Here is a 22,940-nt window from a genome sequence, read left to right on the forward strand (position 1 = left end):
CGGGCCGTTTGTCATGCGCTTTGCGAGGATGGAGCCATGAGCGACGAGTTCGGCGTACCGGAACCTGAGAGCCTGGCCGCGATGCACGGGGAGTCCCCGATCGCGGAGACCAGTGTGCGGTTGGCGCTTCCGGCCGAGGCGAACGCGATCGGCGAGGTGCAGGTGGCCGCCTGGCGGCGCGCGTACGAGGGGCTGCTGCCGGCGGACGTACTGCTCGATCTCAACCCGGCGCAGTTCGCCGCGCAGTGGCGCGCCGCGCTGCTGTCCCCCGGCGAAGCGCGCAACCGCGTGATGGTCGCCCTCGACGGCCGCGACCTGGTCGGCTTCGCGGCGATCACGCCGTCAGACGACCCCGACGGCGACCCCCGGCACGACGCACTCATCGCCGAGCTCGCGGTCAACCCCGAAGCGACCCGCGCCGGCCACGGCTCGCGCCTGCTGAACGCGGTCGTCGACACCGTTCGCGCCGATGGGTTCACCCGGGTGACGGTCTGGGTGAACTCGACCGACGACATCCTGCGCGCCTTCTACACCGAGTCTGGGTGGGCGCCGGACGGCGCCCACCGCGAGCTCGACCTGTACGGCGACGCCTCGGTCCGCATCAAGCAGATCCGGCTGCACGCGGCGCCGGGCAGCGACGACTGATCAGGTCAGCGCGAAGCGGCGGCGGTACGTCGTTGGGGTCAGGCCGGTTGTGCGTTTGAGCTGGAGCCTCAGGTTGGTGGCTGTTCCCAGGCCGGACTGACGGGCGATCTTCTCCAAGGCGGGTTCGCCGCGTTCGAGGAGGCGGCAGGCCAGGGCTACGCGTTCGGTCGTCAGCCAGGCGAGCGGTGTGGTGCCCAGTTCGGACTGGAAGCGGCGGTGCAGTGTCGCGGCGCTGACTGCTGCGTGGTCGGCGAGGTCGGTGACGGTGAGCGGCTCGGCGAGTTGGGAGCGGGCCCAGTCGAGCAGCGGTGCCAGCGACGTGTCCGGTACGGCGGGCAGCGGCTGGTCGATGAACTGGCGCTGGCCGCCCTCGCGGTGGGCGGTGAAAACCAGGCGGCGGCTGACCGCGTTCGCGATCTCGGCGCCATGGTCGGTGCGGATCAGGTGCAGGCCGAGATCGAGCGCGGCGGCGCTGCCGGCCGCGGTGTAGATGTTGCTGTCAGCAATGAACAGGACGTCGGGCTGGAGCTCCACCGTGGGGAACATCCGCTCGAAGGCCGCGGCCCAGCGCCAGTGCGTGGTCGCTCGGCGCCCGTCCAGGACACCGGCCGCGGCCAGGGTGAAGGCGCCGGTGCAGAAGCTGACGAGCCGGGCGCCGCGCGCGGCGGCCCGGCGTACGGCGTCGAGGACGGCGGGGCTGACCGGCTCCTCGGGGTCGGGCCGGTTCGGGACGATCACGGTGTCGGCGGTGTCGACCTCGCTGAGGTCGCCGACGCCGCTCAGCGTGAAGAAACCGAGATGCATCGGCACCTCGGGCGCCGGCGTACAGAGCGCGAGCTCGTACCACGGCACGCCGAGCTCCGGGCGGCGCAGCCCGAACAGCTCGGTCGCGACGCCGAGCTCGAACGGGTTGGAGCCGGCGTCGACGATCACCACGACCCGGTGCGAGGATTCTTTCGGCACTCGCCATTTCTAGCACTCACGCTGCGTCCGGCGCACCGGTCAGGCTCGGGACATGAACGAACCAGTCGACCTGCACGCCGTCCTGAAGACCTTCGACGACCTCTGGAGCCCGCGGATCGCCGCCCGCCTGAACGACTACGACGTCCGGGTGACGAAGGTGGCCGGCGAGTACATCTGGCACCTGCACGAGACGACCGACGAGCTGTTCCTGGTCCTCGACGGCGAACTGGGCATCGGAATCCGCGACCCCGGCGAGCGCACCGTCCTCCTCTCCCCCGGCTCGGTCTTCGTCGTCCCGCGCGGCGTCGAGCACCGCCCGTTCTCCGACGGCGGCGCGTCGATCGTCGTGATCGAGCCGGCCGGCATCCCGACCACCGGCGACCGGCACGAGCCGATCCCGGACCACATCAAGACCCACACCGGCCTGACAATGGAGCCGTGACCTGGAGCCCGCCCGAGACCCATGAGGTCGCCGTCGGCGACCGTGTCGTCCAGTACTGCCGGTACGGCGAAGCGGGGTGGGCCCAGGAGGACGCGGTGCGGGTGGTCTCGCTGCACGGGACTCCCGGGACGCGCTGGGAACGGCCGGATGTTGTTGCCGCGATCAACGATGCCGGGCTGCGGGTGGTCGTCCCCGGGCGGCCCGGCTACGGGTCGGCGCGGCGGGCCGGGCGGTCGGTGGCCGACGTCGCGGACGACGTACGGGCGGTGGCTGACGCTGAGGGATGGGAGCGGTTCGCCGTCACGGGCTTCTCGGGTGGAGCGCCGCACGCGCTGGCGTGTGCGGCGCTGCTGCCGGACCGGGTGACGTTCTGCAGCACGGTCGCGGGGATCGGGCCGCTCGAGCTGGACTGGTGGGCGGACGCCCGGAAGGGCGAGGAGCACTTACGCGAGCGCCTCGGCCGCCGAGCCGCCGAACTGCTCGGCCCACAGCCGCACGGAGACAGCCGGCTGGGCGGCAGCAACGGCGAAGACGACGGTGGGCGCGGCGTGCGATTGCGGGCGAGCCTGATCGACGGGATCGACGGATGGATCGACGACTACCTCGCGCTGGTTCGCCCCTGGGGCTTCGTCCTCGGCGCGATCCAGGCGCCGGTGTCGGTCTGGTACGGCGCGGATGACGCCAACAGCTCGATCGAGCACACGCGCTGGTTGCTGGCGAACGTCCCCGGCGCGACGGCCCACGAGTACGCCGGCGGGCACGATCCCTCGGACACCGTGCAGCGGGAGATCCTCGCGGAGCTCAGCGGCGGTGGTCGCCGCGGCCCACGGCGTACGCGCGGGTGAGCAGCACGGGCAGGTCCACGTCGGCTGAGGTCGGGCGTCAGGTGCGGGCGCGGTAGAGGTCTCGGAGCAGCGAGATCTCGGCGCCGTGGTGGATGGTTTCGCGGTTGATGTGGGTGATCAGCGCGAGCATCGAGTCGTCGGCGAACGGGCCGCCCTTCGGGCCCAGCGGGCGGGCCAGCGCTTCCTCGTCGAGGGAGCGGATGCCGTCGTGCCAGCGGGCGTACCAGTGGTCGAGGAACTCCAGCGCGTCCGCCGCGGTGAGCGGAAGGTCCGTCGGCTCCTGGCGCGGGTCGAACATGTCGGCGTCGGCCGGTGTGGTGCCGTCGTTGAAGAACGTGTTGGCGCGGATCGCGAAGCAGCCGACGCCGATGTGGACCAGGCGCCAGGCGATCGTCGTGATCGGGGGCGGCTCCGGCGCCGGGTTCTCGAGATCGGAAACCACCCGCCCGTCAGCCGCGCGCCGTACCGTCCAGGCCGGTTGCGCGGGCTCCCACAGGTACTCCTCGTCCGTCAGCCCGTCGAGGCGCGGGCGGAAGTGGACATCCCAGTAGAACTCGAGCTGGCCGATCAGCAGTTCACCCATACGCCGACCCTAGAGCCCAGCACCGACAGAACTACTCCCCCGTGAAGCACAGGCAGAACGGATGCCCCGCCGGATCGGCGTACACCGGGCATCCGCCGCCCTGCGGCGGCACCTTCGTCGCACCCAACTGCAAGGCGACCTGCTCGCGTTCCACCCGGTCGTCGGAGAACACGTCGAGATGCAGCTGCGACGGATAGTCCGGATCCGGCCACCGCGGCGCTTGGTAGTCCTCCACCCGCTGCAGCGCGATCATCGGCAGCCGCCCGTCCGAGCGAGCGATCACGATCCGATCGGCGGTCGCCTCGACCCGCTCCGGCATCTCCAGCAGCCCTCCCCAGAAGTCCGCCAGCACCGCGGGATCCGGGCAGTCGATCACGACCCGCGCCAGCTCCCGCGTCTCGCCGGCGTACAGGCAGAAGGGATGCCCGGCCGGATCGGCGTACACGCGGAACGCCCCCGAGTCCCGCAGCTTCGTCGCGCCACCAGCCAGTACGTCGGCCTCCGCGGCCTCCAGATCCGGTACGACGACGTCGAGGTGCAACTGCTGCGGGTACGCCGGATCCGGCCACCGCGGCGCCCGCCCGTACCCGTCGCCGAAGTTGAGCGGCGTGTCGACCAACCGCTTCCAGAACGCGCGCAGCTCGTCGTGCTGCCCCTTGGCGCACCCGATGCAGACCGCGAACCGCCAGTCCCGGACCTCGGCCGCGACGTCCAGCCCGTACAACCCGCCCGCCGCCATCAGCACGGTCACGAACGCCTCGCCACCGTCGCCTTCGAGCCGGAAGCGAGCCATCCCGTCCCGCACCCGCCATCCCTCGACGACACGACGTCCGGAACCAGCCGCCGCCTCCATCCGCGGCGCCCAGAACTCGCGCATCCACGGACCGGGCTCCCAGTCCATCAGCCGCGCGGAGCGCGCGGCGGCGACCGCCTCGACGTCGTCCCGCTCCAACGCCTCGACCACCGGCCGCGCGCGCTCCACCAAGTCATCCGCCATGGCGAACCACCCAATCAGGCCTACCGCTCATCCACCAGGTCGTACCGCTCGACCTGCGCGTCCCGGACGACGGCGAACGCCGCCTTGGCCTCCGGAAGCTCGGGCGCCGCGGCGGACACCTGGTCGAGGGCCTCGCCGGACTCCCAGCGCCACACGTCGAGCCAGGTCTCCTCGTCGACCCGGGCCAGCCGGGTGTCGGTCAGGCCGTCGGTCGTCCGCCGGACAGCCGCGATCAGGTCGGCCCGGAGGGCCAGCATCTCGTCGGTCCGGTCGGCGTCGACGGTCAGCCGGGTCAGTCGCAGCACACTCATGACAAACTCCTTGTAGTTGAACTCTAGTGATTGACTCTAGAGATAGACTACAAACATGAGCCAGGTCAAGAAGGTCGACGGCAGAGCCGAGAAGTCGCGGATCACCCGGGCCAAGGTGCTCGACGCGGCCGCGGAGCTGTTCGTCCGCGACGGGTACGGCGCGACCGCGCTGCAGGACATCGCGGCAGCGGCCGGGGTCGCCGTCCAGACGATCTACTACAGCTTCGGCAACAAGCAGACCGTGCTGAAGGAGGTCGTCGACCGCACGATCGCCGGCGACGACGAGCCGGTCGCCACCCTCGACCGGCCGTGGTTCACCCAAGCCCTCGCCGCCGAGACCGCCCAGCAGCAGCTCCGTGCCCACGTCGCCGGCACCACGCAGGTGCTCGCCCGGGTCGCGCCGATCATGAAGATGCTCGAAGCGGCCGCTGCCGCGGATGCCGCGATCGCCGGGCTCTGGCCGGACAACGACCCGCGGCTCATCGTCCAGACCGAGGCGGCGCAGAGCCTGCTCGGCAAGTCCGGCGCCCGCCAGGACGTCACCGCCGAGGACGCCACCGACATCCTGTACGCCGTACTCAGCACCGAGCTCTACCTGCTGCTCGTCGCCAACCGGGGCTGGACTTCCGAGCGCTTCGCCGCCTGGGCCCACGACGTCCTCGCACCGCAGCTCTGCGCCTAGCAGAAGGACTTCCGTCGCCGACCCGGGGGTGGTGTTCGACCGGCGACCGCTGACGTGACAGATTGCGACGGTCCCGTCACGTTCTGGAGGATGTATGAAGTTCCGTACCCTGGCCGCCGTCGGCCTCGGTATCAGCCTTCCCGCCCTGCTCGTCGTTCCCGGTTCCGGCGCCACCGCGGCCGTCGAACCGGCGCCGGTGCTGAAGAGACCGGCGTACGTCGCCAACCGCTACCTGGACCAGAAGCCGGTCTGGAAGACCTGCGGCGACCCGTCGTTCCGGGTGTCGTGCGCGAAGATCACCGCGCCGCGGGACTGGTGGCACCAGGGCGACAAGGCCGACGACATCCAGCTCGCGGTCAGCAAGGTCGCACCGAAGTCCGGGAAGCCGAGCCGCGTCGTCTTCGGCAACCCGGGCGGCCCCGGCGCCGCCGGGCTCGGGATGGCGCCGTTCCTCGCGAGCCGCGCCGCGCTCGCCAAGAGCCTGGCGGTCGGCTTCGACCCGCGTGGCACCGGCGACAGCGCGAACGTCAGCTGCGAGGGCGCCCCCGGCTACACGATGGACGCCCGCGACCGCGACCCCGCCAACCTCGACCTGATCGCCGAGGCCAACGAGCTCAACCACCCGTACTGCGACCGCCAGTCCCGCGGCCTGCTCCCGTACGTCGACACCGCGCAGACCGTGCAGGACATGGACCTGATCCGGCACCTGCTCGGCTTCGCCAAGATCGACTACGTCGGCTACTCGGCCGGGACCTGGCTCGGCGCGTACTACCAGACCTTCTTCCCCGAGCACGTCGGCCGGTTCGTGCTCGACTCGAACACCGACTTCACCCGGCCCTGGATCGACACCTTCGAGGCCCAGCCGCAGGCCTTCGAGCGCCGCTTCCGCGAGGACTTCGCGCCGTGGGCGGCGAAGTACGACAGCGAGCTGAAGCTCGGTAACACTCCGCGACTGGTGATCCGCACCTACGAGCGGCTGCGCGCGGACCTGAAGAAACGCCCGGCGGTCGAGGAATACCTCGACGGTTCGGTGAAGATCAGCTACGACCAGAACACCCTCGACAACATTGTCGTCGGCGATCTGTATACCAAAGCCGACTTCTTCAGCCTGGCCACCGATCTCGCATTTCTCCGCGATCTCGCGAAAGCGCAGAGCTCCGGTGGCCCGCGGGCCGCGCAGCGCAAGGTCGACGCACTGTCGGTCGACCGGCAGCGCCGGCTCGTGCAACGCGCGACCAAGCCCGCGCTCGGCCTGAGCCCGCTCGGCCGGCCGTTCGCGGACGACGCGCAGCAGGCGACGTTCACCGCGGTCAGCTGCAACGACAGCGCCTGGCCGCAGGGCCGCGAGTACGGCGACGTGCTGTCGGCGCGGCTCGGCCCGCACTACCCGCTGCTCGGCTGGGCGATGAACGAGAACCCCTGCCTGGCCTGGGATCGCCCGCAGCGCACGCTGCCGACGCCGACCGGCGCCGGGCTGCCGACGACCCTGATGGTGCAGTCCGTGCACGACCCCGCGACGAACCTGTCACTGGCCCAGTCCGCCCACCGCCGGTACGCCGGCTCGCGGCTGATCACGATCGCCGGCGAGGGCGACCACGGCATCTACGGCGGCGTGAACAAGTGCGCCGACAAGCTCGTCGACGCGTTCCTCAGCACCGGCCGCGCGCCGGCCAAGGACACCACCTGCCAGGGTGAGGGCCTGCCCGGTCCGGAGATGACGCCACCGCCGGAGGACGGCGACGGTACGCCGCTGCGCCGGGTGGCAGGATTCACCCGGGAAGTTTCCGGGTACCTGCACTGAATCACAGGCCGATGAATATGCGGTAATTCCCGGTACTGACCGCCAGGTTTCCGTCACAATCCGCGAAATCCGGGCCGGTCTTTCGTTGTCAGTTCCGGTTTGTCAGGGCGATGTCAGGGTTGCGTCCCTGTGCGACGCAGCGTGACCAGGACAACCTTGAGTCAGCGCGGGAGAACCGAACGTCGACCGGGAGGGCTCGACGGACGGGGGACATCGCCGACGAGGCTTCGGCCGGCTGTGGGGTGGGGGGACTGCCTGGGGGGTCAGACAGAGACACAGCCGGCCGGGACCCGTCGCCGCACGTCCGTCCCGGCTTTGATCCCTCGCGGGGTACCTTCGATCCCCCAGGTCGTGGTGCCTCGCGAGGCCAGGTGTCGGAGACGGCGGGGCGGTCGTCTCCGATCCACCGGCCCGGGTGGTGCGCCCTGGTGGACGCACCAGCCGGGCCCCGGTGCTTTCCAGGGCCCGGTACGCCGGACAGCCGGCCTGCTCAGCGGCGTCGATCCAGATACTGCGCCTGGTACAGCGACTGCGGGAACAGCCCCGACCGGTTCGCACCCTCGATGTACCCGGCCGGCTGCTCGAACGGCCCGTCACCGGTGATCACGCCCTTGCACCCGATCGCGTAGTTCTGCGCCGTCGGCGGCTTCTGCACCACCAGCTTCGCCGCGCCGGTGTCGCAGTTCCACCCGACCGAGTGCGAGGTCGCCCAGCCGTGCCCGGTGCCGTAGTCGCCGCGGTTGTAGATCCCGAGCACCAGGTCGACCTTCGGCTCACGATCGACGAAGTTGTCCCAGAGCAGCCCCTGGCTCCAGCGCCGGTGCCCCTCGCTCGAGGCGAGCGCGCCGACCGACGTACCGCGCAGGAAGACGATCCCCGACGCGCTGCTGGCGCCGTTGGAGATGAAGGCGTGCCGCGCCTTCGTCGCGTGACAGTCGACGAACAGCACCTGCTGCGAGAACGCCTCGCAGTTGAAGTTGTAGCGCAGCCCGCCGGTCACCACCGACGCCGGATCGAGCGCGTTGCAGTCCCGGACGGTCACCCGCGTCGCCTCGGTCGTCTCGACGCCTGCCTTCGCGAAGTGCAGGAACGTGCTGTCCCGCACCCACGCGTCCTCCACCCGCCGGACCTTCACGGCGACGAAGGCGTGCGCCTCGTCGACATCGGGGTCGCCGGCGAACTGGATGTCGATCCGCAGCCGCTCGACACCGACCTCGGTGACCAGCCCGGCCCGGTCCCAGACGTACAGGTACGACTGCGCGAGCGAGCGGCGCAGGTGCTCGAAGACCGGTACGTCGACGGTGACCGTGTTGCCGCGGATGCCGGTGATGCGGCGGTTGTAGGTGATCGGCTGGCTGTCGACCGTCCAGCCCGCGTCGGTCGCCGTACCGCCGTGGTCGACCGTAGCCAGCCAGGCCTCGGTGCACGGGTGGATCATGATGATGTTGTCGCCGCGCCGCAGGCCGCTCGCGTCGGCGACGTCGAACGAGCGAGCGCCGACCTTCACCCAGTCGGAGGTGATGTCGGTGCGGGTGCCGGGCACCTCACCGCGCCAACTGGTCGCCGGGCCGTCCGCACCCAGTACGACGACGTCGCGGGAGACGGGCGTGTTGCCGGTCGCCTGGATGATCGTGTCCCGGCGTGGGTCGGCGCCGTCGCCGGAGCCGCGCAGCACCACCCCGGACTGGCGGACGCGGAGCGTGCCGGCCACCGCGTAGTTGCCTGGAGCAAGCAGTACGGCGCCCCGGCGGGCGGCCGGGCGGGCGCCGACCTCGTCCAGGGCGGCCTGCAGGTGCGCGGTGTTGTCGCCTTCAACAGGCCTGACGGTCTTCACCGTCGGGACGTGCGGGATCGGGCGGTCGCCGTGGTGGTACCCGGCGTGGCTGAAGTCGGGGATCCGATTGCCTTCGGCGTCCTCGCGGTAGACGAGGCGGTAGCGCGCGTCGTACCGGACCAGCTCGGACTGCCAGAGTCCGGTCGCCTCGGCACTGCGAGTCCCCAAGGCCACTCCCCCGACGATGGCACCTCCGGCACCGAGCACCGTACGCCGGCTGAACTGTCTCGTCATCGAACACCTTCCTGATGGGCGGATCAGGAGGCACAGTCTGAGGTCAGTCACAGAGCCTTGGCAAGCGCTTACCGATGGATTGGGAACAAATTCCCGCCAGGTGGAACTACTTGAGATTTCAGAGGCGCGTAGAACGATCCGGGGCGGCTGCCGGGCCGGGGTAGCCGTCGGCGACCGCTGACAGCGGGGTTGCTCTTCCCGCCGACCAAGCAGCCCGGAACGCCCGCCGATCCAGCGTCTGCTCGATCGCTCGCCTCGTCTGCGCCCGATCCGCCTTCTCGATCTCCGGGATCGGCGCACCGATCACCTCGCGGATCCCGTCCGCCGCGCCCAGCAGGAACGCCGCGTACTCCGTCCGGTTCCGCTGCTGGGCGACCGTCGCCAGCTCCTCCAGCACGCTCGCCGACCGCCACCGGTCCCCCAGATCCCGATGCTCCGCCAGGCTCTCGTCCAGCAAATGCACCGCGCGCTCAGTCAGCCCGCGCCTCCGCTCGACGATCCCCAACTGGTTGAGCGACCACGCCACACCCTCGCGATACCCGAGCCGCTGCGACAGCGCCAAGCTCTCCTGCAGCAGCTCCTCCGCCTCGGCCAGCTCCCCGCCGTACTGCGCGATCGTGCCGAGGCTGATCAACGACCACGCCAGCCCCTCACCGTCGCCGACGGTCCGGAAGCTATCCCGCGCCCGCTTGCAGCGCCGCGTCGCGATCTCCAGATCACCCCGCAACCACGCGACGAAGCCGAGCTGATTGTGCGCCCACGCCATCCCCGCGCGATCGCCGAGACTCTCGAACAGGTCGTAGCTCTGACAGTGCAGGTTCTCGGCCGTCCGGTAGTCCCCGCGCTCCCGCGCGACACTGCCGAGCCGCTGCATCACCAGTGCCGTCCCGGCGACGTCGTCCAGCTCCTTGTACTGCGCGAGCGCCGACTCCAGCCGCGCGGTCGCGACGTCGTACTCGCACTGGAGGAACGCGAGCATCCCCGCGCCGAGTTGCGCCTTCGCCTTCGCCGCGGTCAGATCGGCCCGGCCGTCGACGAGCGTGAGCGCCCGCTCGAGCCAGTCGCCGCCCTCGGCGTAGTGCCCGCGCAGGTAGCAGAACAGCCACAGCCCACCGGCCAGCCGGATCGCTTCGGCGCTCGCCTCCGTGCGCAGCGACCAGTTCATCGCGGCGCGCAGATTGTCCAGCTCACCTTCGAGGCGGTCGAGCCAGGACGCCTGGTTCGCGCCGCGCAGATGCGTCTCGGCCTCCTCGGCCAGGCTCAGGTAGAACGCCGCGTGGTTGCGCGTGACCTCCGCGGCCCGGCCGCTCTCCGCGAGCCGGTCGGCGGCGAACTCGCGGATCACCGCAAGCATGTCATACCGCCCGATCCCGCCCTCGCGGCTGACCCGGATCAGCGACTTGTCGACCAGCCGGCCGATCAGGTCCAGCGTCTCGGCGCGCTCCCGTGGACCGGGCGTCGTCGAACCGGTCAGGACGGCGGCGGCCGCGTTGAGCGTCCAGCCGCCGACGAACACCGACAGCTCGGCGAACAGCTCGCGCTCCGGCGCCGTCAGCAGCTCGTAGCTCCAGCCGATCGCGCCCTCCAGTGACTGCTGCCGCGGGCCCGCCGTACTGGCTCCGCCGGCGAGGATGCCGAACGACGTCTCCAGCTCCGTCGCCAGCTCCTCGACGGTCAGCACGTTCGTCCGCGCGGCGGCCAGCTCGATCGCCAGCGGCATGCCCTCCAGGCGACGGACCACGCGGGCGACCTGCTCGATCTGCTCGCGCGGCGCGTTGCCGCGGGCGGTCGCGCGGTCGACGAACAGCCGGACGGCCGGGGACGCGTCGGGCTGCTGCTCCAGCTCGGGCAGCGCGAGCGGCGGTACGACGTACACGCTCTCGCCCGGGACCCGGAGCAGCTCGCGGCTGGTGGTCAGGATCGACAGGTTCGGGCACGACTCCAGCAGTACGCCGGAGATCTGTGCCGCCGTCGCGACCACGTGCTCGCAGTTGTCCAGCACCAGCAGGATCTTGCGCCGGCCGACCTGCTCGGCGATCTCGTCGACCAGGCGCGCGCCGTCGAGCGGGTGCAGGCCGGTCGCCGTCGCGAGCGCCGAGGCGACCGCGGCCGGGTCGGCGATCGGCGCCAGCGGCACCCAGCAGACGCCGTCCTCGAACCGGCGCCCGATACCGCCGGTCAGCGCGAGCGCGAGCTGCGTCTTGCCGACGCCGCCCGGACCGCTGAGCGTGAGCAGGCGCGTGACCTGCTCGCCGACCAGGCGGCCGGTCTCGGTCAGGTCGTCGGAGCGGCCGATCAGCTGGTTCGCCGGGACCGGCGGGGGCCGCAGCGCGGTCCGCGGGCTGTCGCCGTCGCGGCGGGCGGCCGCCGCGAGCTGAGCGCGATCGGGCGCGCCGAGCTGGAGAGCGTCTCCGAGCTGCCTGAGCGTGTGCGGCCTGGGCGCCCGGCGACGACCTCGTTCGAGGGCCGCGATCGCATCGACGCTCAGCCCCGCGAGCTCCGCCAGCCCCTCCTGCGACAGCCCGGCCTCTCGCCGGTGCCGGCGCAGCAGATCACCGAAACCCGTTGTCCGAACGTCGTCCGAGCCGCGGCGAGACCCGTCAGACGGCACAGGACGGCTCCACCCAGTCTCCGACCCGTACGCGGCGGTCGCCGCGCACCCCCAAAAAGTATCGTCAACCGCCCCAGGTTGTCGCCCGCTACGCGGAGTTCCCAGCGAACTGCCAGGTACCAGCCAGTTCAAACACTCAGTTGATTACCCATGGTGATGGGCGATCGCCGTGCGCATCGCCGCTCGGGCCCGGCGGCGATCACCGGCGGCGTCGTACGCCGTCGACAAGCGGAACCACGCTCGCCAGTCCTCCGGCGCGGCCTCCACTTCGGCTTGGTACCGCGCAAATGCAGCGTCAGCGGCGGTGCGGTCGATGCGGCCGGACGGGCGGCGCGGGAGGTCGTCGACGGGGAGGCCGCCTTCGTGGTCGAGCTCCTGGGCGAGGGCTTCGGTGCGGCGGCCGAACTGGAGCTCGCGCCAGACCAGGTAGAGGCCGACCAGCGGGATCACCAGGACGGCGGCGCCGAGGCCGACGGCGACCGGGTCGCCGGTGCCGATCAGGAGGACGCCGCGCCAGCCGACCAGGACGGCGTACGCGACGAAGACGACCGCGATCACGATCACCGCGCGCTTGGCGGTCATCGCGGCAGCTCCGGTCGAGGTGTCATCGGCGGCGGCTCAGTCGAGGTCGAGGAAGTGCTCGAGGCCGACGGTCAGGCCGGGCGTGTCCACGATCCGGCGGACGCCGAGCACGACGCCGGCCATGAACGACTCCCGGTGCATCGAGTCGTGCCGGATCGTCAGCGTCTCGCCGACACCGCCGAACAGCACCTCCTGGTGCGCGACCAGACCGCGCAGCCGGATGCCGTGCACGCGGATCCCGTCGAACTCGGCGCCGCGAGCGCCGTCCAGGCCGGTCGTGGTCGCGTCCGGGATCGGCCCCGAGTGCGCCGCGCGCCGGGCCGCGGCGATCAGCTCCGCCGTCCGGCGAGCCGTCCCCGACGGCGCGTCGACCTTGTCCGGGTGGTGCAGCTCGATGATCTCGACCGACTCGTAGTACTTGGCGGCCCGGGCGGCGAACTGCATCATCAGCACCGCGCCGATCGAGAAGTTCGCGGCGATCAGCACACCGGTGCCGGGGCTCTTGTCCAACTGCCCGCGCAGCACGTCGAGCCGCTCGTCGTCGAAACCGGTGGTGCCGACGACCGCGCTGACGCCGTTCTCGATGCACCAGGCGAGGTTGCCCATCACGACCTCGGGCCGGGTGAAGTCGACCACCACCTGGGCGCCGGCCTTGGCCAGCTCGGCCAGCTCGTCGCCCTGGTCGAGCCGGGCGACCAGCTCCAGCCCGTCCGCGTCCTCGACCGCCAGACACGTCTCGGCGCCCATCTTGCCCTTGGCACCCAACACCCCGACCTTGATCATCCGCACCCTTTCCACACCAGTCGTCCCGGGCAAGGATCTCATTCGCCGGGCCGGATCAGTTCAGCGACTTGGTGTAGCACAGCGCCGCCGGCTGATCGACGTACTTCCCGTACGGCGGCGCCGGCCGGTAGTCCAGCGACTCGTACAGCGCGATCGCCTCGGGCTGCCGGCTCCCCGTCGCGAGTCGCAGCGACGTCGCACCGCGGTGCCGGGCCAGCGCCTCGGCCGAACCGATCAGCCGGCGCGCGATCCCCTGCCCACGCTGGTCCGGTCGCACGTACATCCGCTTGATCTCGCCGACGCCTTCGACCACGGGCATCAGGCCGATGCAGCCGACCGCGTCACCGCGGTGATCGGCGACCAGGAACGACGTCGCCGGATCCACCGGGTGCGAGGAGGTGGCCGGGTAGCGGGTGAACAGTTCCTTCAGTGCCAGGTCGAGCAGCAGCACCAGCCCGAGGTCGTCCCGGGGCCGCGGCTCGATCAGTACTCGGGTCTGCACGCGGTCAGGATGCCACGCCGGTGGTGTAACTCGCCTGTGCTTTCTCGGCGAAGTGACAGGCCACCTGCTGCCCGGATTCCAGCACCCGCAGCTCCGGTACGTCGACCGAACACTTCGCCTCGGCCTGCAGGCAACGGGTGTGGAAGCGGCAGCCCGACGGCGGCGAGACCGGCGACGGCGGATCGCCCGCGAGGATGATCCGGCGCCGCCCGCCGGCCCGCGCGAGTCCGGGCTCGGCGGACAGCAGCGCTTGGGTGTAAGGGTGCGCCGGTACGTCGTACACCTCGTGGTGGCGGCCGAGCTCGGCGACCTTGCCGAGGTACATGACCGCGACCCGGTCGGAGACGTGCCGGACCACCGACAGGTCATGGGCGACGAAGATGATGCTCAGACCGAGCTCGCGCTGCAGCCGCATCAGCAGGTTGACCACCTGGGCCTGGACGGAGAGGTCGAGCGCCGACACCGGTTCGTCGCAGAGCAGCACGTCCGGGTTGAGCGCGATGGCCCGCGCGATCCCGATTCGTTGCCGCTGGCCACCGGAGAACTGGTGCGGGAACTTCGTCTCGTCCTCGGCGCGCAGGCCGACCAGCTCCAGCAGCTCACGGACCCGCTTCCGGATGTCCATGCCCTTCGAGACGTCCGGGTGGACCTCCAGCGGCTCGGCCACGATCTCGCCGACGCGCATCCGCGGGTTCAGGCTCGAGTACGGGTCCTGGAAGACGACCTGGACGTTGCGCCGCCAGCGCCGCAGCTCGCGGCCCTTCAGCTTCGCGACGTCGGCACCGTCGTACAGCAGCGAGCCGTCGGTCGGCTTCTCCAGCGCGGCGAGCAGCCGGACCAGCGTCGACTTCCCGCAGCCGGACTCGCCGACGATCCCGAGCGACTCACCCTTGCGCAGGACGAGATCCACGCCGTCGACGGCCCGGACCAGAGTCCTGGTCCCGAACGACAGCGCCGGGCTGATGTCGTAGTGCTTCACCAGGTTCGTTGCCACCAGCAACTCGTCGGTCATCCGACCTCCCTCAGGTCAGCACTTGTACGGCGGATGCAAGCCGCGTCGCGGCCGGGCGCGACGGTCAGCAGCGGTGGGACCTCGTGGGCGCACTCGGCGATCGCGAGCTTGCAGCGGGTCCGGAACGCGCAGCCGGACGGGATCGCCCGCAGCGACGGCGGCGTACCGGGGATGGTCGGCAGCTCCTGACCCTTCAGGTCCGCCGACGGCATCGAGCCGAGCAGGCCCTCGGTGTACGGGTGCATCGGCTGCTCCAGCGCGGCCGCGGTCGAGGCGCGCTCGACCACGTGGCCGGCGTACATCACGACGACGTTGTCGGCGACGTCGGCGACGACGCCGAGGTCGTGGGTGATCAGCACGACGCCCATGTCCCGCTCGGCCTGCAGCTCGGCGATCAGCTCCAAAATCTGCGCCTGCACGGTGACGTCGAGCGCCGTCGTCGGCTCGTCCGCGATCAGTACGTCGGGGTCGAGGGCGAGCGCCATCGCGAGCATCACGCGCTGCCGCATCCCGCCGGAGAACTCGTGCGGGTAGTCGTTGACCCGCTTGGCCGCGGCCGGGATCCGCACCCGGTCGAGCATCTCCGCGGCCCGTTTCATCGCGTCGGCCTTGGACATCCCGCGGTGCACCCGGTAGCACTCGGCGATCTGCTTCCCGACCGACTGCACCGGGTTCAGCGCCGACAGCGAGTCCTGGAAGACCATCGTGATTCGGTCCCCGACGATCCGCCGGCGTTCCTTCACCGACATCGCGATCAGGTCGTCGCCGCGGTACTTCGCCGTACCGGAGACGATCCGTCCTGGCGGCATCTCCAGGATCCCGGTCAGCGCCTGCGTCGACACCGATTTTCCGGACCCGGACTCCCCCAGGATCGCGAGCGTCTCGCCCGCCCGCACCTGCCAGGAGACACCGTCGACCGCCCGTACGGTCCCGTGCGGAGTGTCGAACTCGACACTCAGATCCTCGACCTGCAACAAGATTTCGTTCATTTCATCAACTTCGGGTCGAGGGCGTCGCGGATCGAGTCGCCGATGATCATGAACGAGATCGTCATCGTCGAGATGAACAGCGCCGGCCAGAGGAACAGGTGCGGGGTGTCGCGGTACGCCGCCGCGACGCCGAACTGCGAGCCCCAGGAGATCGACGGCGGTTGCAGGCCGACACCGAGGAAGGTGAGCACCGCCTCCAGCCCGACCAGCCCGCCGATGCCGAGCGTGGTCATCGCGAGCAGCGGCGCCATCGCGTTCGGGAACACGTGCTTGCGCAGGATCCGCAGCGGCGGTACGCCGACCGAACGCGCCGCGAGCACGTACTCGCGGTTGCGCACCGAGAACACCGTCGAGCGCATCACCCGCATGCCCTGCGGCCACCAGGTGAGCAGGATGACCGCGACGATGATCCAGATGCTCCGGTTCGGCACCGAGTTCAGGATCACGATCAGCGCGATCAGCCCGGGCAGCGCGAACAGTACGTCGGCCACCCGCGAGATCACCGTGTCGACCGCGCCCGGGAAGTACCCGGCCAGCAACCCGAGGATCCCGGCCACCAGGAACCCGCCGATCCCGGCGACCAGGCTGACCAGCACCGACGGGCGGGCGCCGTAGATGACGTTCGCGAAGTAGTCGCAGCCCTGGATGTCGAAGCCGAACGGGTGCCCGGGCTCGCGGCCGTGCTGGGTCTTGGCCAGCTCGCAGAACCGCGGGTCCACCGACGTGAACAACTTCGGAAACGCTGCCATCACGAAGAAGGTCAGCACCAGCACCGTGCAGAGCACGAACTGCGGTTTGCGCAGCAGCGCGCGGAGCAGCTCGGTGTTGGACAGCGTCCGGCCTTCGAGGTCGGCCGTCTCGGTCCCGAAGACCTGCTGGGCCTCAGACATTGCGCACCCTCGGATCGATCGCGCCGTAGACGATGTCGACGACCAGGTTGATCACGATGAACATCACGAAGGCCAGCGTGGACAGCAGCACCACCACACCACCCTCCTTGAACCGGATCGCCGAGAACATGAACTGCCCGAGCCCCGGCAGGTTGAAGATCGACTCGGCCAGCACCGCGCCGGCGAAGATCCCGGCGAAATCGATCCCCATCAGCGTGACGACCGGCAGCAGCGCGTTCGGCATCACGTGCCGCCACAGGATCCGCTGCTCCCCCAGACCCTTGGCCCGGGCGGTCTTCACGAAGTCGGCGTTCGCGGTGTCGACGATCGAGGTCCGGGTCAGCCGCGCCATCCCGGCGAATCCGCTGATCGCGATGCAGACCGCGGGCAACAGGTACGCGAGCGGCCAGCCGTCCGCCGTACCGGAGACCGGGAGCCATTTCAGCTCGACGCCGAACACGTACTGCCCCGCGAAGTACAGGACAAGCCCCGGTACGGCGAGCACCACCAGCGTGGACAGCAGCAGCATCCGGTCGACCAGCCCGTTGCGCCGGAAGCCGGCGTACAGGCCGAACAGGAGACCCGCGATCCACTGCAGCGCGAGACTCATCGTGGCGAGCTTGAGCGTGACGGGGATCCGCAGCTTGAGCTGACCGGCGATGTCGGCACCGGCGAACGTCGTCCCGAAGTGGCCGGTGAAGATGTCCTTCATCGACAGCAGGTACTGGACGACGAACGGCTCGTCGAGATGGAACTGCGCCCGCTTGGCAGCCAGCACCGCAGCCGGGATCGGCTTGTCACCGGCCAACTCACGCAGGGGGTCCCCGGGCATCGCGAACACGAGCGCGAAGACCCCGAGCGTGACGATCAGCCCGATCGGAACCGCCGTCAGAATCCGGCGGAGAACGAAGCGGGTCACTTGAACGTGGAGTAGAGCGCCTGGACGCCGGTGTACTTCGACACCCGCGGCTCGATCTTGGCCGAGTGCAGGTAGGCGTTCTGCTTGGTGTAGAGCGGGATCAGCGGCATGTCCTCGAGCGCGATGTCCTCGGCCTGCTGGTAGAGCTTGATCGCCTTGTCCGGGTCGGGCTCGGAGTCGCCCTTGGCCAGGACGGCGTCCAGTGCGGGGTTGGCGTAGCCGGCGAAGTTCGCGTCGCCGGACGACTTGAACATCGGCGTCAGGTAGTCCTCGATCGACGGGTAGTCGTGGCCCCAGCCGGAGAACCGCAGGCCGTCGAGCTTGCGGGTGTCGGCCAGCGTGGTGATCTCCGAGGCCTGCTTGCCGGTGTACTTGACCTCGAGGCCGAGGTTCTGGCGGAGCATGTTGCCGATCGCCTCGGCGAAGATCTGGCCGGTCGCCGACGTGGTGCTGTAGTTGATGTTCAGCGGGCCGGAGTAGCCGCCGGCCTCCTGGAGCAGTTGCTTGGCGGCGGTCGCGTCGAAGGCGCAGTACTTGCAGGCGTCGGCGCGGTAGCCGTTGATGTCCGGCGCGATCAGGCCGGTGGCCGGGCTCGACAGGCCGACCAGGTCGGCCATCGCCTTGCGGTCGATCGCCATCGAGAACGCGTGCCGCAGCTTGGGGTTCTTGAACCGGGCGTCCCAGGCGGGCAGCGTCAGGTAGTTGGCGCCGGAGGGCTCCGCCGTCACCCAGCCGTCGGGCGCGTCGGTCTTGAAGGTCTTCACCTTGGTCGGCGGGACGTCGACGAAGTCGACGCTGCCGGCCAGGAACTCGTTGTACGCCGTGTCGGCGTTCGGGATGAACCGGTACGTGAGCGCCGTCGCCTCGGGTGCGTTCGGGCCCTTGTAGCCGTCCCACTTGACCAGCTTGATGTCGTCACCGGGGTTCCAGGCACCGTCGAGCTTGAACGGGCCGTTGCCGATCGGCTTGCGCTTGTAGGCGTCGGGGTCCTTGCGGACCTCCTCCGGCAGCGGCGCCAGGCCGAGGTACTGAAGGGTCAGCCCGAACTGCGAGAACGGAACCTTGAGCTTGATCGAGAAGGTCAGGTCGTCGATCTGCTTCAGCCCGCTGAGCGCCTTGACCGAGGTCGGCTTCGGCGTCGCGCCGTCCGGCGTCGGCGGGTTCAGCGCCTCGTAGCCCTCGACCTTGGAGAAGAACCCGTTGTTCTTCCAGGCGGTCGAGCCCTGCGCGGTCAGGTTCCAGCTGTCGACGTAGTCCTTGGCGGTCAGCTTCTGGCCGTTCTGGAACGTGTTGCCCGGCTTGAGCTTGATCGTCCAGGTCTGGCTGGTCTTGTCCGGCGTCACCGAGTCGGCGAGCACGTTGACGGTCTTCCCGGTGTTCGGGTCGGTGGCGACCAGCGGCGCGAAGACGGCCTGGGCGATCTGGATCCCCGGGCTGCCGTTCTCGTTCAGCGGGTTGATGTACTCCAGCGGGTCGGCGGCGATCGCGATCACCGCGCTCTTCGCCCCACTCCCGGAGCTACCGTCACCGCTGCCACTGCCGCTGTCACCACAGGCGCCGAGCACCAGGGCCAGCCCCAGCGACATCCCCACTAGACCAGTCACACGTCGCACGGTCGAACCAACTTTCCCTTGGGCGGGCGGAATGTGGTCGCCATCGTGGCTGGTCGTTACTGCGCATGTCAACGTTGTCAGTGACAAAAAAGCCTGCCGTAACAAGGAAGTTACGCGGAGGAAGAACAGGCCTAGACCTCAGAGCACCTGGAGAAGCCACAGGCGTCCGCCTCGACCATAAACCCATCCGCAGGCCGAAGTCATCAGACCAAAGCTCAGCTCTTCGCCTGATCGGCGAAGAGCTGAGCGAACCGCCCGCCCTGGCGATCGAGCAGTTCGCCGTACCGCCCGACCTGCACCACCACGCCGTCGTCGAGCACGTAGATCCGGTCCATCTCGCGCAGCGTCCAGGCCCGGTGCGACACCACGACGGTGATCCGCTCGTGCCGGGTCCGGCGCAGCTCGGAGAAGATCTCCCGCTCCGCTTCGGCGTCGATCGCCGACGTCGGCTCGTCGAGGATCCAGACCCCGGCTCCGCGCAGGTAGATCCGGGCGAGGGCGAGGCGTTGCCACTGGCCGCCGGAGACGCCGGTTCCGGCCCACTGCTGCCCGAGCTGGGTGTCGAGGCCGGACGGCATCCGGCCGGTGAAAGCCTGCGCCTCGGCCGAGACCAGCGCACGGCGTACGGCGTCGTCGGTGACCGGGGCCGGCGCTCCGAGCGCGACCACGTCGCGCAGGCTGAACTCGAACTTGCCGAACTCCTGGACCAGCAGGCCGAAGTGGCCGAGCCGCTCCGACTCGGTGAGGGCTGCTGCGTCGCGGCCGTCGAGCAGAACGCGGCCGCTGGACGGCGTCAGGGTGCCGACGAGGGCGTTGACCGCCGTTGTCTTTCCGGCACCGTTGACTCCGACCAAGGCGATCATCTCGCCGCGTTCGGCGCGGATGGACACGTTGTGCAGCGCGGCGCGGTCCGCGCCGGGATAGCTGTAGGAGACGGCATCGAGCTCGACCGACCGCACCGAACGCACGACCACCTGCGGATCGGCGGGTGGGACCGAGGCGACGAAGCGGCGATAAGTCCGCGCCTGCGGTGACGCGGTGATGATCGTGCCCAACGCGTATCCACACAGGCGAATCGCGTTCAGCCCCGAGATCGTTCCGGCGACGGCGGCCGCCGTACCGGCCCCGGAGGCGTCGCCCTGGACCAGCGCGACGAGGGCTCCACCGAAGAGCGCGGCGGTCGCCAGTGCGGCCGCGAACTCCCACCGCATCGCCGTGCCGATCATCCGGTCCAGCACCTTGGCCGCCTCGGCGCGTCGACCGGCGATCAACTCCGCGACCTTCCTGCCGGTGCCCAGAACCGCCAGTTCGGTCCCCGAGCGTTGCTGGACAAGCTGCTCGGTCGCGTACGCCGCCCGCCGGTCCGCCGCGGCGACCGCCGGCCAGCCGCGCGCTTCCATCCGTGAGATGCCCGTGAACGCGAGCACCGTCGGTGCGAGCGCGGCGAGGATCAGGATGCCGGACACCGGGTTGATCTCCCCCACCACGGCACACAGCACCACCGAGGTCACGCCGGCCCCGAGCACCTGGAGCGTCTTGCCCGCCACGGCATCCATCACCGCGGTCGCCGCCTGGCCGGCTTCCAGATCGGTCGTCACGTCGGCCCGGGCCAACCGGCTCGGCGCCAGCCGGGCGGCGGCGTGGGCCAGGTCCACGCGGTACCGCAGCCGGAGCCGTAGCCCCAGGCGCTGCGTCGCCGCGAGCCCGATCTGCCCGAGCGGGTACATCGCGCCGACGACCCCCGTCAGGCCGAGCAACGAGCCCCACGAGCGCTGACCGGCCGATAGCCCGTCGACCAGTCGTTCCAGAAACACCACCTGCGCCGCGGGCAACGCGGCCTGCACCAGGAGGAGAACCGCCGACACGGCGAGCCAGCCGCGTGCCCAGCGCGCGGCGTCGCTCAGCGATTCGGTGGCGGTACGAACGGAGTCCCGGAGGGCGTCACGGGTCGACAGGCTGGACATACAGGTCCTCTTTCATCGCAGGCCGAAGTCCCAGCCGGTGGACCGGCGGGACACGTTGGGCCGCTAAGTGCGATGTGATTCTGATCAGCGAATCCAGAGGCAGATAACGTACGGCGGTGTCGCCGCTGCTGATTCTTCCGCACCTGAGCGACTTGTGCACCCCGGCGATGCCCCGGGTCTAGGAGGAGCGCTGCGCCAGCCGGGTCAGCAGGTCTCGGCTGGCTGCGGCCACCGCGGGGGTGACGCCGAGCTCGCGGAGCATTTCTGTGGCCGCGGCCATCTCGTCGGCTCGGCGTACGGCGTGCTGGTGCGTTCCTTCGACCAGGCGGTCGACCGTGGCGGCGTCGGCGCGGGTGAGTTCCTCGGTGATGTTGGCGCGCAGCCAGTCCTCCAGGCCGGCGGCGCGGGCGGCTTCGAGGGCCTCGACGACGGCGGCGGCCCAGCCTTTGAAGAAGACGCTGCGGAGGAGTTTGCGCTCGGCGGCGAGGCCGGCTTCTCCTTCGAGTACGTCGACGGACGCGCCGAGGGGTCGGAGGAGTTCGGCGACTTGGGCGGCGGCTACGCCGCTGGTCAGCAAGGGGGTCCGCAGTCCTCGGCCTGGTACGGGAGCCATGATGGAGACGTCGGCGAACGGTACGCCGGCCTCTCCCGCGACTGCGGCCAGTTCGCGCTTCAGGGCGGGCGAGGCTGTGTTGAGGTCGGCCCAGATCCCTGTGCAGCCAGGCAGGCCGACTCGCAGCGCGTCGAGAGCGACCTTCGAGCTGTTCACGCTGAGCACCAAGTCGGCGCCGGTCGCGGCAGCTGCTTCGTCGCTGGTGTCGACGACACCAGGAGGTGCGGAAACGGCTGGGTCGTAGCCGCGGACGACGGCGCCGGCTGCCACGAGATCGAGCGCGATCGCGCTGCCGGCCTCGCCGAACCCCAGCACCGCTACGGTCACCGGAACGTGCTGCGCCATCCGGGTCTCCTCTCGACGATCGGACGCTACACTAAAACCCCGCCAATATTGGCGACAATTTTGGTTTGTGAGATGGAAGGAGCCGGACGTGACAGTGGGCCGCGGCGAGCGGAGTGACGCACCACCGGCGGTGGCCGCCATCCGGGCGGCGATCGTGGGCGGGCAGTTCGTGCCGAACCAGCGGCTGGTCGAGGCCGACTTGTCCGAGCAGTTCGCGATCAGCCGGGCCGCCGTGCGTTCGGCGCTTCTCGAGCTGACCAACGAGGGCCTGGTCGAGCGGGTGCAGAACCGCGGCGCCCGGGTTCGCGCGGTGTCGCTCGACGAGGCGATCGAGATCTCTGAGGTCCGGATGGCGCTCGAAGGGCTGTGCGCGGCGAAGGCGGCTGAGCTGGTCACCGCGGAGGAGATCAAGGAACTGAAGGCGATCGGCAAGGCGATGCGCAAGGCGGTCGCCGGCGGGGACCTGCTCGGGTACTCGCAGCTGAACCAGAACCTGCACCGGCGGGTGCGGGAGCTCAGCGGACAGGAGACCGCGCTCCACGTCCTCGAGCGCTTGCGGGCACAGAGCGTGCGGCACCAGTTCAAGCTCGCGATGCATCCGGGCAGGCCGAACGTGTCGCTGCCGGAGCACCTGGCGATCATCGAGGGGATCTGCACGCACGACCCGGTCGCTGCGGAGGAGGCCGCGCGCGCTCACCTGCGCAGCGTGATCGCCGCCCTGCGTGAGGTCGACCAGGCCGGCACCGGGCCGCACTCCTTGCCCTAAGCAACAATTTGTTC

At 70.3% G+C, this 22,940-nt stretch carries 22 protein-coding genes; 6 read left to right on the forward strand and 16 right to left on the reverse strand.

What is annotated here, in order from left to right:
- Positions 1 to 36: 36 nt before the first annotated feature.
- Complete coding sequence (locus ACZ6Z4_RS16415; RefSeq protein ID WP_465563998.1) at positions 37 to 645, forward strand: GNAT family N-acetyltransferase; 609 nt, start codon at positions 37 to 39, stop codon at positions 643 to 645.
- Here the strand turns inward: ACZ6Z4_RS16415 and ACZ6Z4_RS16420 are convergent, their stop codons facing one another.
- The gene (locus ACZ6Z4_RS16420; RefSeq protein WP_465564000.1) at positions 646 to 1,608 is read right to left on the reverse strand and encodes a GlxA family transcriptional regulator; all 963 of its coding nucleotides are present in this window, start codon (positions 1,606 to 1,608) and stop codon (positions 646 to 648) included.
- A 52-nt stretch (positions 1,609 to 1,660) separates the two neighbouring features.
- Between ACZ6Z4_RS16420 and ACZ6Z4_RS16425 the strand changes: the two genes are divergently transcribed.
- Together ACZ6Z4_RS16425 and ACZ6Z4_RS16430 are read left to right on the forward strand one after the other, a co-directional pair.
- A complete protein-coding gene (locus ACZ6Z4_RS16425) occupies positions 1,661 to 2,050 on the forward strand; it encodes a cupin domain-containing protein (RefSeq protein WP_465564003.1) in 390 nt (129 codons plus the stop codon).
- Entirely contained in the window at positions 2,047 to 2,895 is an 849-nt protein-coding gene (locus tag ACZ6Z4_RS16430) for an alpha/beta fold hydrolase (RefSeq protein WP_465564006.1), read from the forward strand. Before ACZ6Z4_RS16425 ends, ACZ6Z4_RS16430 begins: the two co-directional genes overlap by 4 nt.
- A gap of 37 nt (positions 2,896 to 2,932) precedes the next feature.
- On the opposite strand, the gene ACZ6Z4_RS16435 is transcribed toward ACZ6Z4_RS16430, so the two are convergent.
- The 3 genes from ACZ6Z4_RS16435 to ACZ6Z4_RS16445 are packed head-to-tail and all read right to left on the reverse strand — an operon-like array spanning position 2,933 to position 4,786.
- Positions 2,933 to 3,478 carry a DinB family protein gene (locus ACZ6Z4_RS16435; RefSeq protein WP_465564008.1) on the reverse strand — a complete coding sequence of 182 codons (546 nt, stop codon included), beginning with the start codon at positions 3,476 to 3,478 and terminating at the stop codon, positions 2,933 to 2,935.
- A 31-nt stretch (positions 3,479 to 3,509) separates the two neighbouring features.
- Entirely contained in the window at positions 3,510 to 4,475 is a 966-nt protein-coding gene (locus tag ACZ6Z4_RS16440) for a VOC family protein (RefSeq protein ID WP_465564011.1), read from the reverse strand.
- Positions 4,476 to 4,495: 20 nt separating this feature from the next.
- On the reverse strand, positions 4,496 to 4,786 hold the full coding sequence (locus ACZ6Z4_RS16445) for a hypothetical protein (protein ID WP_465564014.1): 291 nt from the start codon (positions 4,784 to 4,786) through the stop codon (positions 4,496 to 4,498).
- 55 nt (positions 4,787 to 4,841) lie between these two features.
- On the opposite strand from ACZ6Z4_RS16445, the gene ACZ6Z4_RS16450 reads away from it, so the two are divergent.
- A complete protein-coding gene (locus tag ACZ6Z4_RS16450) occupies positions 4,842 to 5,468 on the forward strand; it encodes a TetR/AcrR family transcriptional regulator (protein ID WP_465564017.1) in 627 nt (208 codons plus the stop codon).
- Between the two features lie 94 nt (positions 5,469 to 5,562).
- Positions 5,563 to 7,269, forward strand: a complete 1,707-nt coding sequence (locus tag ACZ6Z4_RS16455; RefSeq protein WP_465564020.1) for an alpha/beta hydrolase — start codon at positions 5,563 to 5,565, stop codon at positions 7,267 to 7,269.
- Positions 7,270 to 7,759: 490 nt separating this feature from the next.
- Here the strand turns inward: ACZ6Z4_RS16455 and ACZ6Z4_RS16460 are convergent, their stop codons facing one another.
- The 12 genes from ACZ6Z4_RS16460 to ACZ6Z4_RS16515 all read right to left on the reverse strand — a co-directional run bounded on the left by ACZ6Z4_RS16460 (position 7,760) and on the right by ACZ6Z4_RS16515 (position 22,160).
- Positions 7,760 to 9,337, reverse strand: coding sequence for a hypothetical protein (locus tag ACZ6Z4_RS16460; RefSeq protein WP_465564023.1), 1,578 nt, complete (start codon positions 9,335 to 9,337; stop codon positions 7,760 to 7,762).
- Between the two features lie 118 nt (positions 9,338 to 9,455).
- Positions 9,456 to 11,948, reverse strand: a complete 2,493-nt coding sequence (locus tag ACZ6Z4_RS16465) for an ATP-binding protein (RefSeq protein WP_465564026.1) — start codon at positions 11,946 to 11,948, stop codon at positions 9,456 to 9,458.
- 144 nt (positions 11,949 to 12,092) lie between these two features.
- Positions 12,093 to 12,530, reverse strand: a complete 438-nt coding sequence (locus tag ACZ6Z4_RS16470; RefSeq protein WP_465564029.1) for a hypothetical protein — start codon at positions 12,528 to 12,530, stop codon at positions 12,093 to 12,095.
- 36 nt (positions 12,531 to 12,566) lie between these two features.
- Entirely contained in the window at positions 12,567 to 13,313 is a 747-nt protein-coding gene (gene dapB, locus ACZ6Z4_RS16475; RefSeq protein ID WP_465564032.1) for a 4-hydroxy-tetrahydrodipicolinate reductase, read from the reverse strand.
- Between the two features lie 55 nt (positions 13,314 to 13,368).
- A complete protein-coding gene (locus tag ACZ6Z4_RS16480; protein WP_465564035.1) occupies positions 13,369 to 13,815 on the reverse strand; it encodes a GNAT family N-acetyltransferase in 447 nt (148 codons plus the stop codon).
- Positions 13,816 to 13,819: 4 nt separating this feature from the next.
- Positions 13,820 to 14,827: an ABC transporter ATP-binding protein gene (locus ACZ6Z4_RS16485; RefSeq protein ID WP_363670759.1), complete on the reverse strand. Its 1,008-nt coding sequence runs from the start codon at positions 14,825 to 14,827 to the stop codon at positions 13,820 to 13,822.
- Complete coding sequence (locus ACZ6Z4_RS16490; protein WP_465564039.1) at positions 14,824 to 15,816, reverse strand: ABC transporter ATP-binding protein; 993 nt, start codon at positions 15,814 to 15,816, stop codon at positions 14,824 to 14,826. The genes ACZ6Z4_RS16485 and ACZ6Z4_RS16490 overlap by 4 nt, the downstream gene beginning before the upstream one ends.
- Positions 15,813 to 16,706, reverse strand: a complete 894-nt coding sequence (locus tag ACZ6Z4_RS16495; protein WP_363670763.1) for an ABC transporter permease — start codon at positions 16,704 to 16,706, stop codon at positions 15,813 to 15,815. The genes ACZ6Z4_RS16490 and ACZ6Z4_RS16495 overlap by 4 nt, the downstream gene beginning before the upstream one ends.
- Positions 16,699 to 17,625, reverse strand: a complete 927-nt coding sequence (locus ACZ6Z4_RS16500) for an ABC transporter permease (protein ID WP_363670765.1) — start codon at positions 17,623 to 17,625, stop codon at positions 16,699 to 16,701. The genes ACZ6Z4_RS16495 and ACZ6Z4_RS16500 overlap by 8 nt, the downstream gene beginning before the upstream one ends.
- Positions 17,622 to 19,229: a peptide ABC transporter substrate-binding protein gene (locus tag ACZ6Z4_RS16505; RefSeq protein WP_465564043.1), complete on the reverse strand. Its 1,608-nt coding sequence runs from the start codon at positions 19,227 to 19,229 to the stop codon at positions 17,622 to 17,624. The genes ACZ6Z4_RS16500 and ACZ6Z4_RS16505 overlap by 4 nt, the downstream gene beginning before the upstream one ends.
- Positions 19,230 to 19,453: 224 nt before the next feature.
- Entirely contained in the window at positions 19,454 to 21,202 is a 1,749-nt protein-coding gene (locus tag ACZ6Z4_RS16510; protein WP_465564046.1) for an ATP-binding cassette domain-containing protein, read from the reverse strand.
- Between the two features lie 178 nt (positions 21,203 to 21,380).
- The gene (locus tag ACZ6Z4_RS16515; RefSeq protein ID WP_465564049.1) at positions 21,381 to 22,160 is read right to left on the reverse strand and encodes an NAD(P)-dependent oxidoreductase; all 780 of its coding nucleotides are present in this window, start codon (positions 22,158 to 22,160) and stop codon (positions 21,381 to 21,383) included.
- An 88-nt stretch (positions 22,161 to 22,248) separates the two neighbouring features.
- Here ACZ6Z4_RS16515 and ACZ6Z4_RS16520 point away from each other — a divergent pair, with 88 nt between their 5' ends.
- On the forward strand, positions 22,249 to 22,926 hold the full coding sequence (locus ACZ6Z4_RS16520; RefSeq protein ID WP_465564052.1) for a GntR family transcriptional regulator: 678 nt from the start codon (positions 22,249 to 22,251) through the stop codon (positions 22,924 to 22,926).
- The last annotated feature ends 14 nt before the right edge of the window (positions 22,927 to 22,940 follow it).

Source organism: Kribbella sp. NPDC104740 (assembly GCF_055583505.1).

Bases quoted from the DNA above. Each gene is read 5' to 3' on its own strand.
- ACZ6Z4_RS16415 (WP_465563998.1), top strand. From the start codon at position 37: ATGAGCGACGAGTTCGGCGTACCGGAACCTGAGAGCCTGGCCGCGATG.
- ACZ6Z4_RS16425 (WP_465564003.1), top strand. From the start codon at position 1,661: ATGAACGAACCAGTCGACCTGCACGCCGTCCTGAAGACCTTCGACGAC.
- ACZ6Z4_RS16435 (WP_465564008.1), bottom strand. From the start codon at position 3,478: ATGGGTGAACTGCTGATCGGCCAGCTCGAGTTCTACTGGGATGTCCAC.
- ACZ6Z4_RS16440 (WP_465564011.1), bottom strand. From the start codon at position 4,475: ATGGCGGATGACTTGGTGGAGCGCGCGCGGCCGGTGGTCGAGGCGTTG.
- ACZ6Z4_RS16445 (WP_465564014.1), bottom strand. From the start codon at position 4,786: ATGAGTGTGCTGCGACTGACCCGGCTGACCGTCGACGCCGACCGGACC.
- ACZ6Z4_RS16450 (WP_465564017.1), top strand. From the start codon at position 4,842: ATGAGCCAGGTCAAGAAGGTCGACGGCAGAGCCGAGAAGTCGCGGATC.
- ACZ6Z4_RS16455 (WP_465564020.1), top strand. From the start codon at position 5,563: ATGAAGTTCCGTACCCTGGCCGCCGTCGGCCTCGGTATCAGCCTTCCC.
- ACZ6Z4_RS16460 (WP_465564023.1), bottom strand. From the start codon at position 9,337: ATGACGAGACAGTTCAGCCGGCGTACGGTGCTCGGTGCCGGAGGTGCC.
- ACZ6Z4_RS16470 (WP_465564029.1), bottom strand. From the start codon at position 12,530: ATGACCGCCAAGCGCGCGGTGATCGTGATCGCGGTCGTCTTCGTCGCG.
- dapB (WP_465564032.1), bottom strand. From the start codon at position 13,313: ATGATCAAGGTCGGGGTGTTGGGTGCCAAGGGCAAGATGGGCGCCGAG.
- ACZ6Z4_RS16485 (WP_363670759.1), bottom strand. From the start codon at position 14,827: ATGACCGACGAGTTGCTGGTGGCAACGAACCTGGTGAAGCACTACGAC.
- ACZ6Z4_RS16490 (WP_465564039.1), bottom strand. From the start codon at position 15,816: ATGAACGAAATCTTGTTGCAGGTCGAGGATCTGAGTGTCGAGTTCGAC.
- ACZ6Z4_RS16495 (WP_363670763.1), bottom strand. From the start codon at position 16,706: ATGTCTGAGGCCCAGCAGGTCTTCGGGACCGAGACGGCCGACCTCGAA.
- ACZ6Z4_RS16510 (WP_465564046.1), bottom strand. From the start codon at position 21,202: ATGTCCAGCCTGTCGACCCGTGACGCCCTCCGGGACTCCGTTCGTACC.
- ACZ6Z4_RS16515 (WP_465564049.1), bottom strand. From the start codon at position 22,160: ATGGCGCAGCACGTTCCGGTGACCGTAGCGGTGCTGGGGTTCGGCGAG.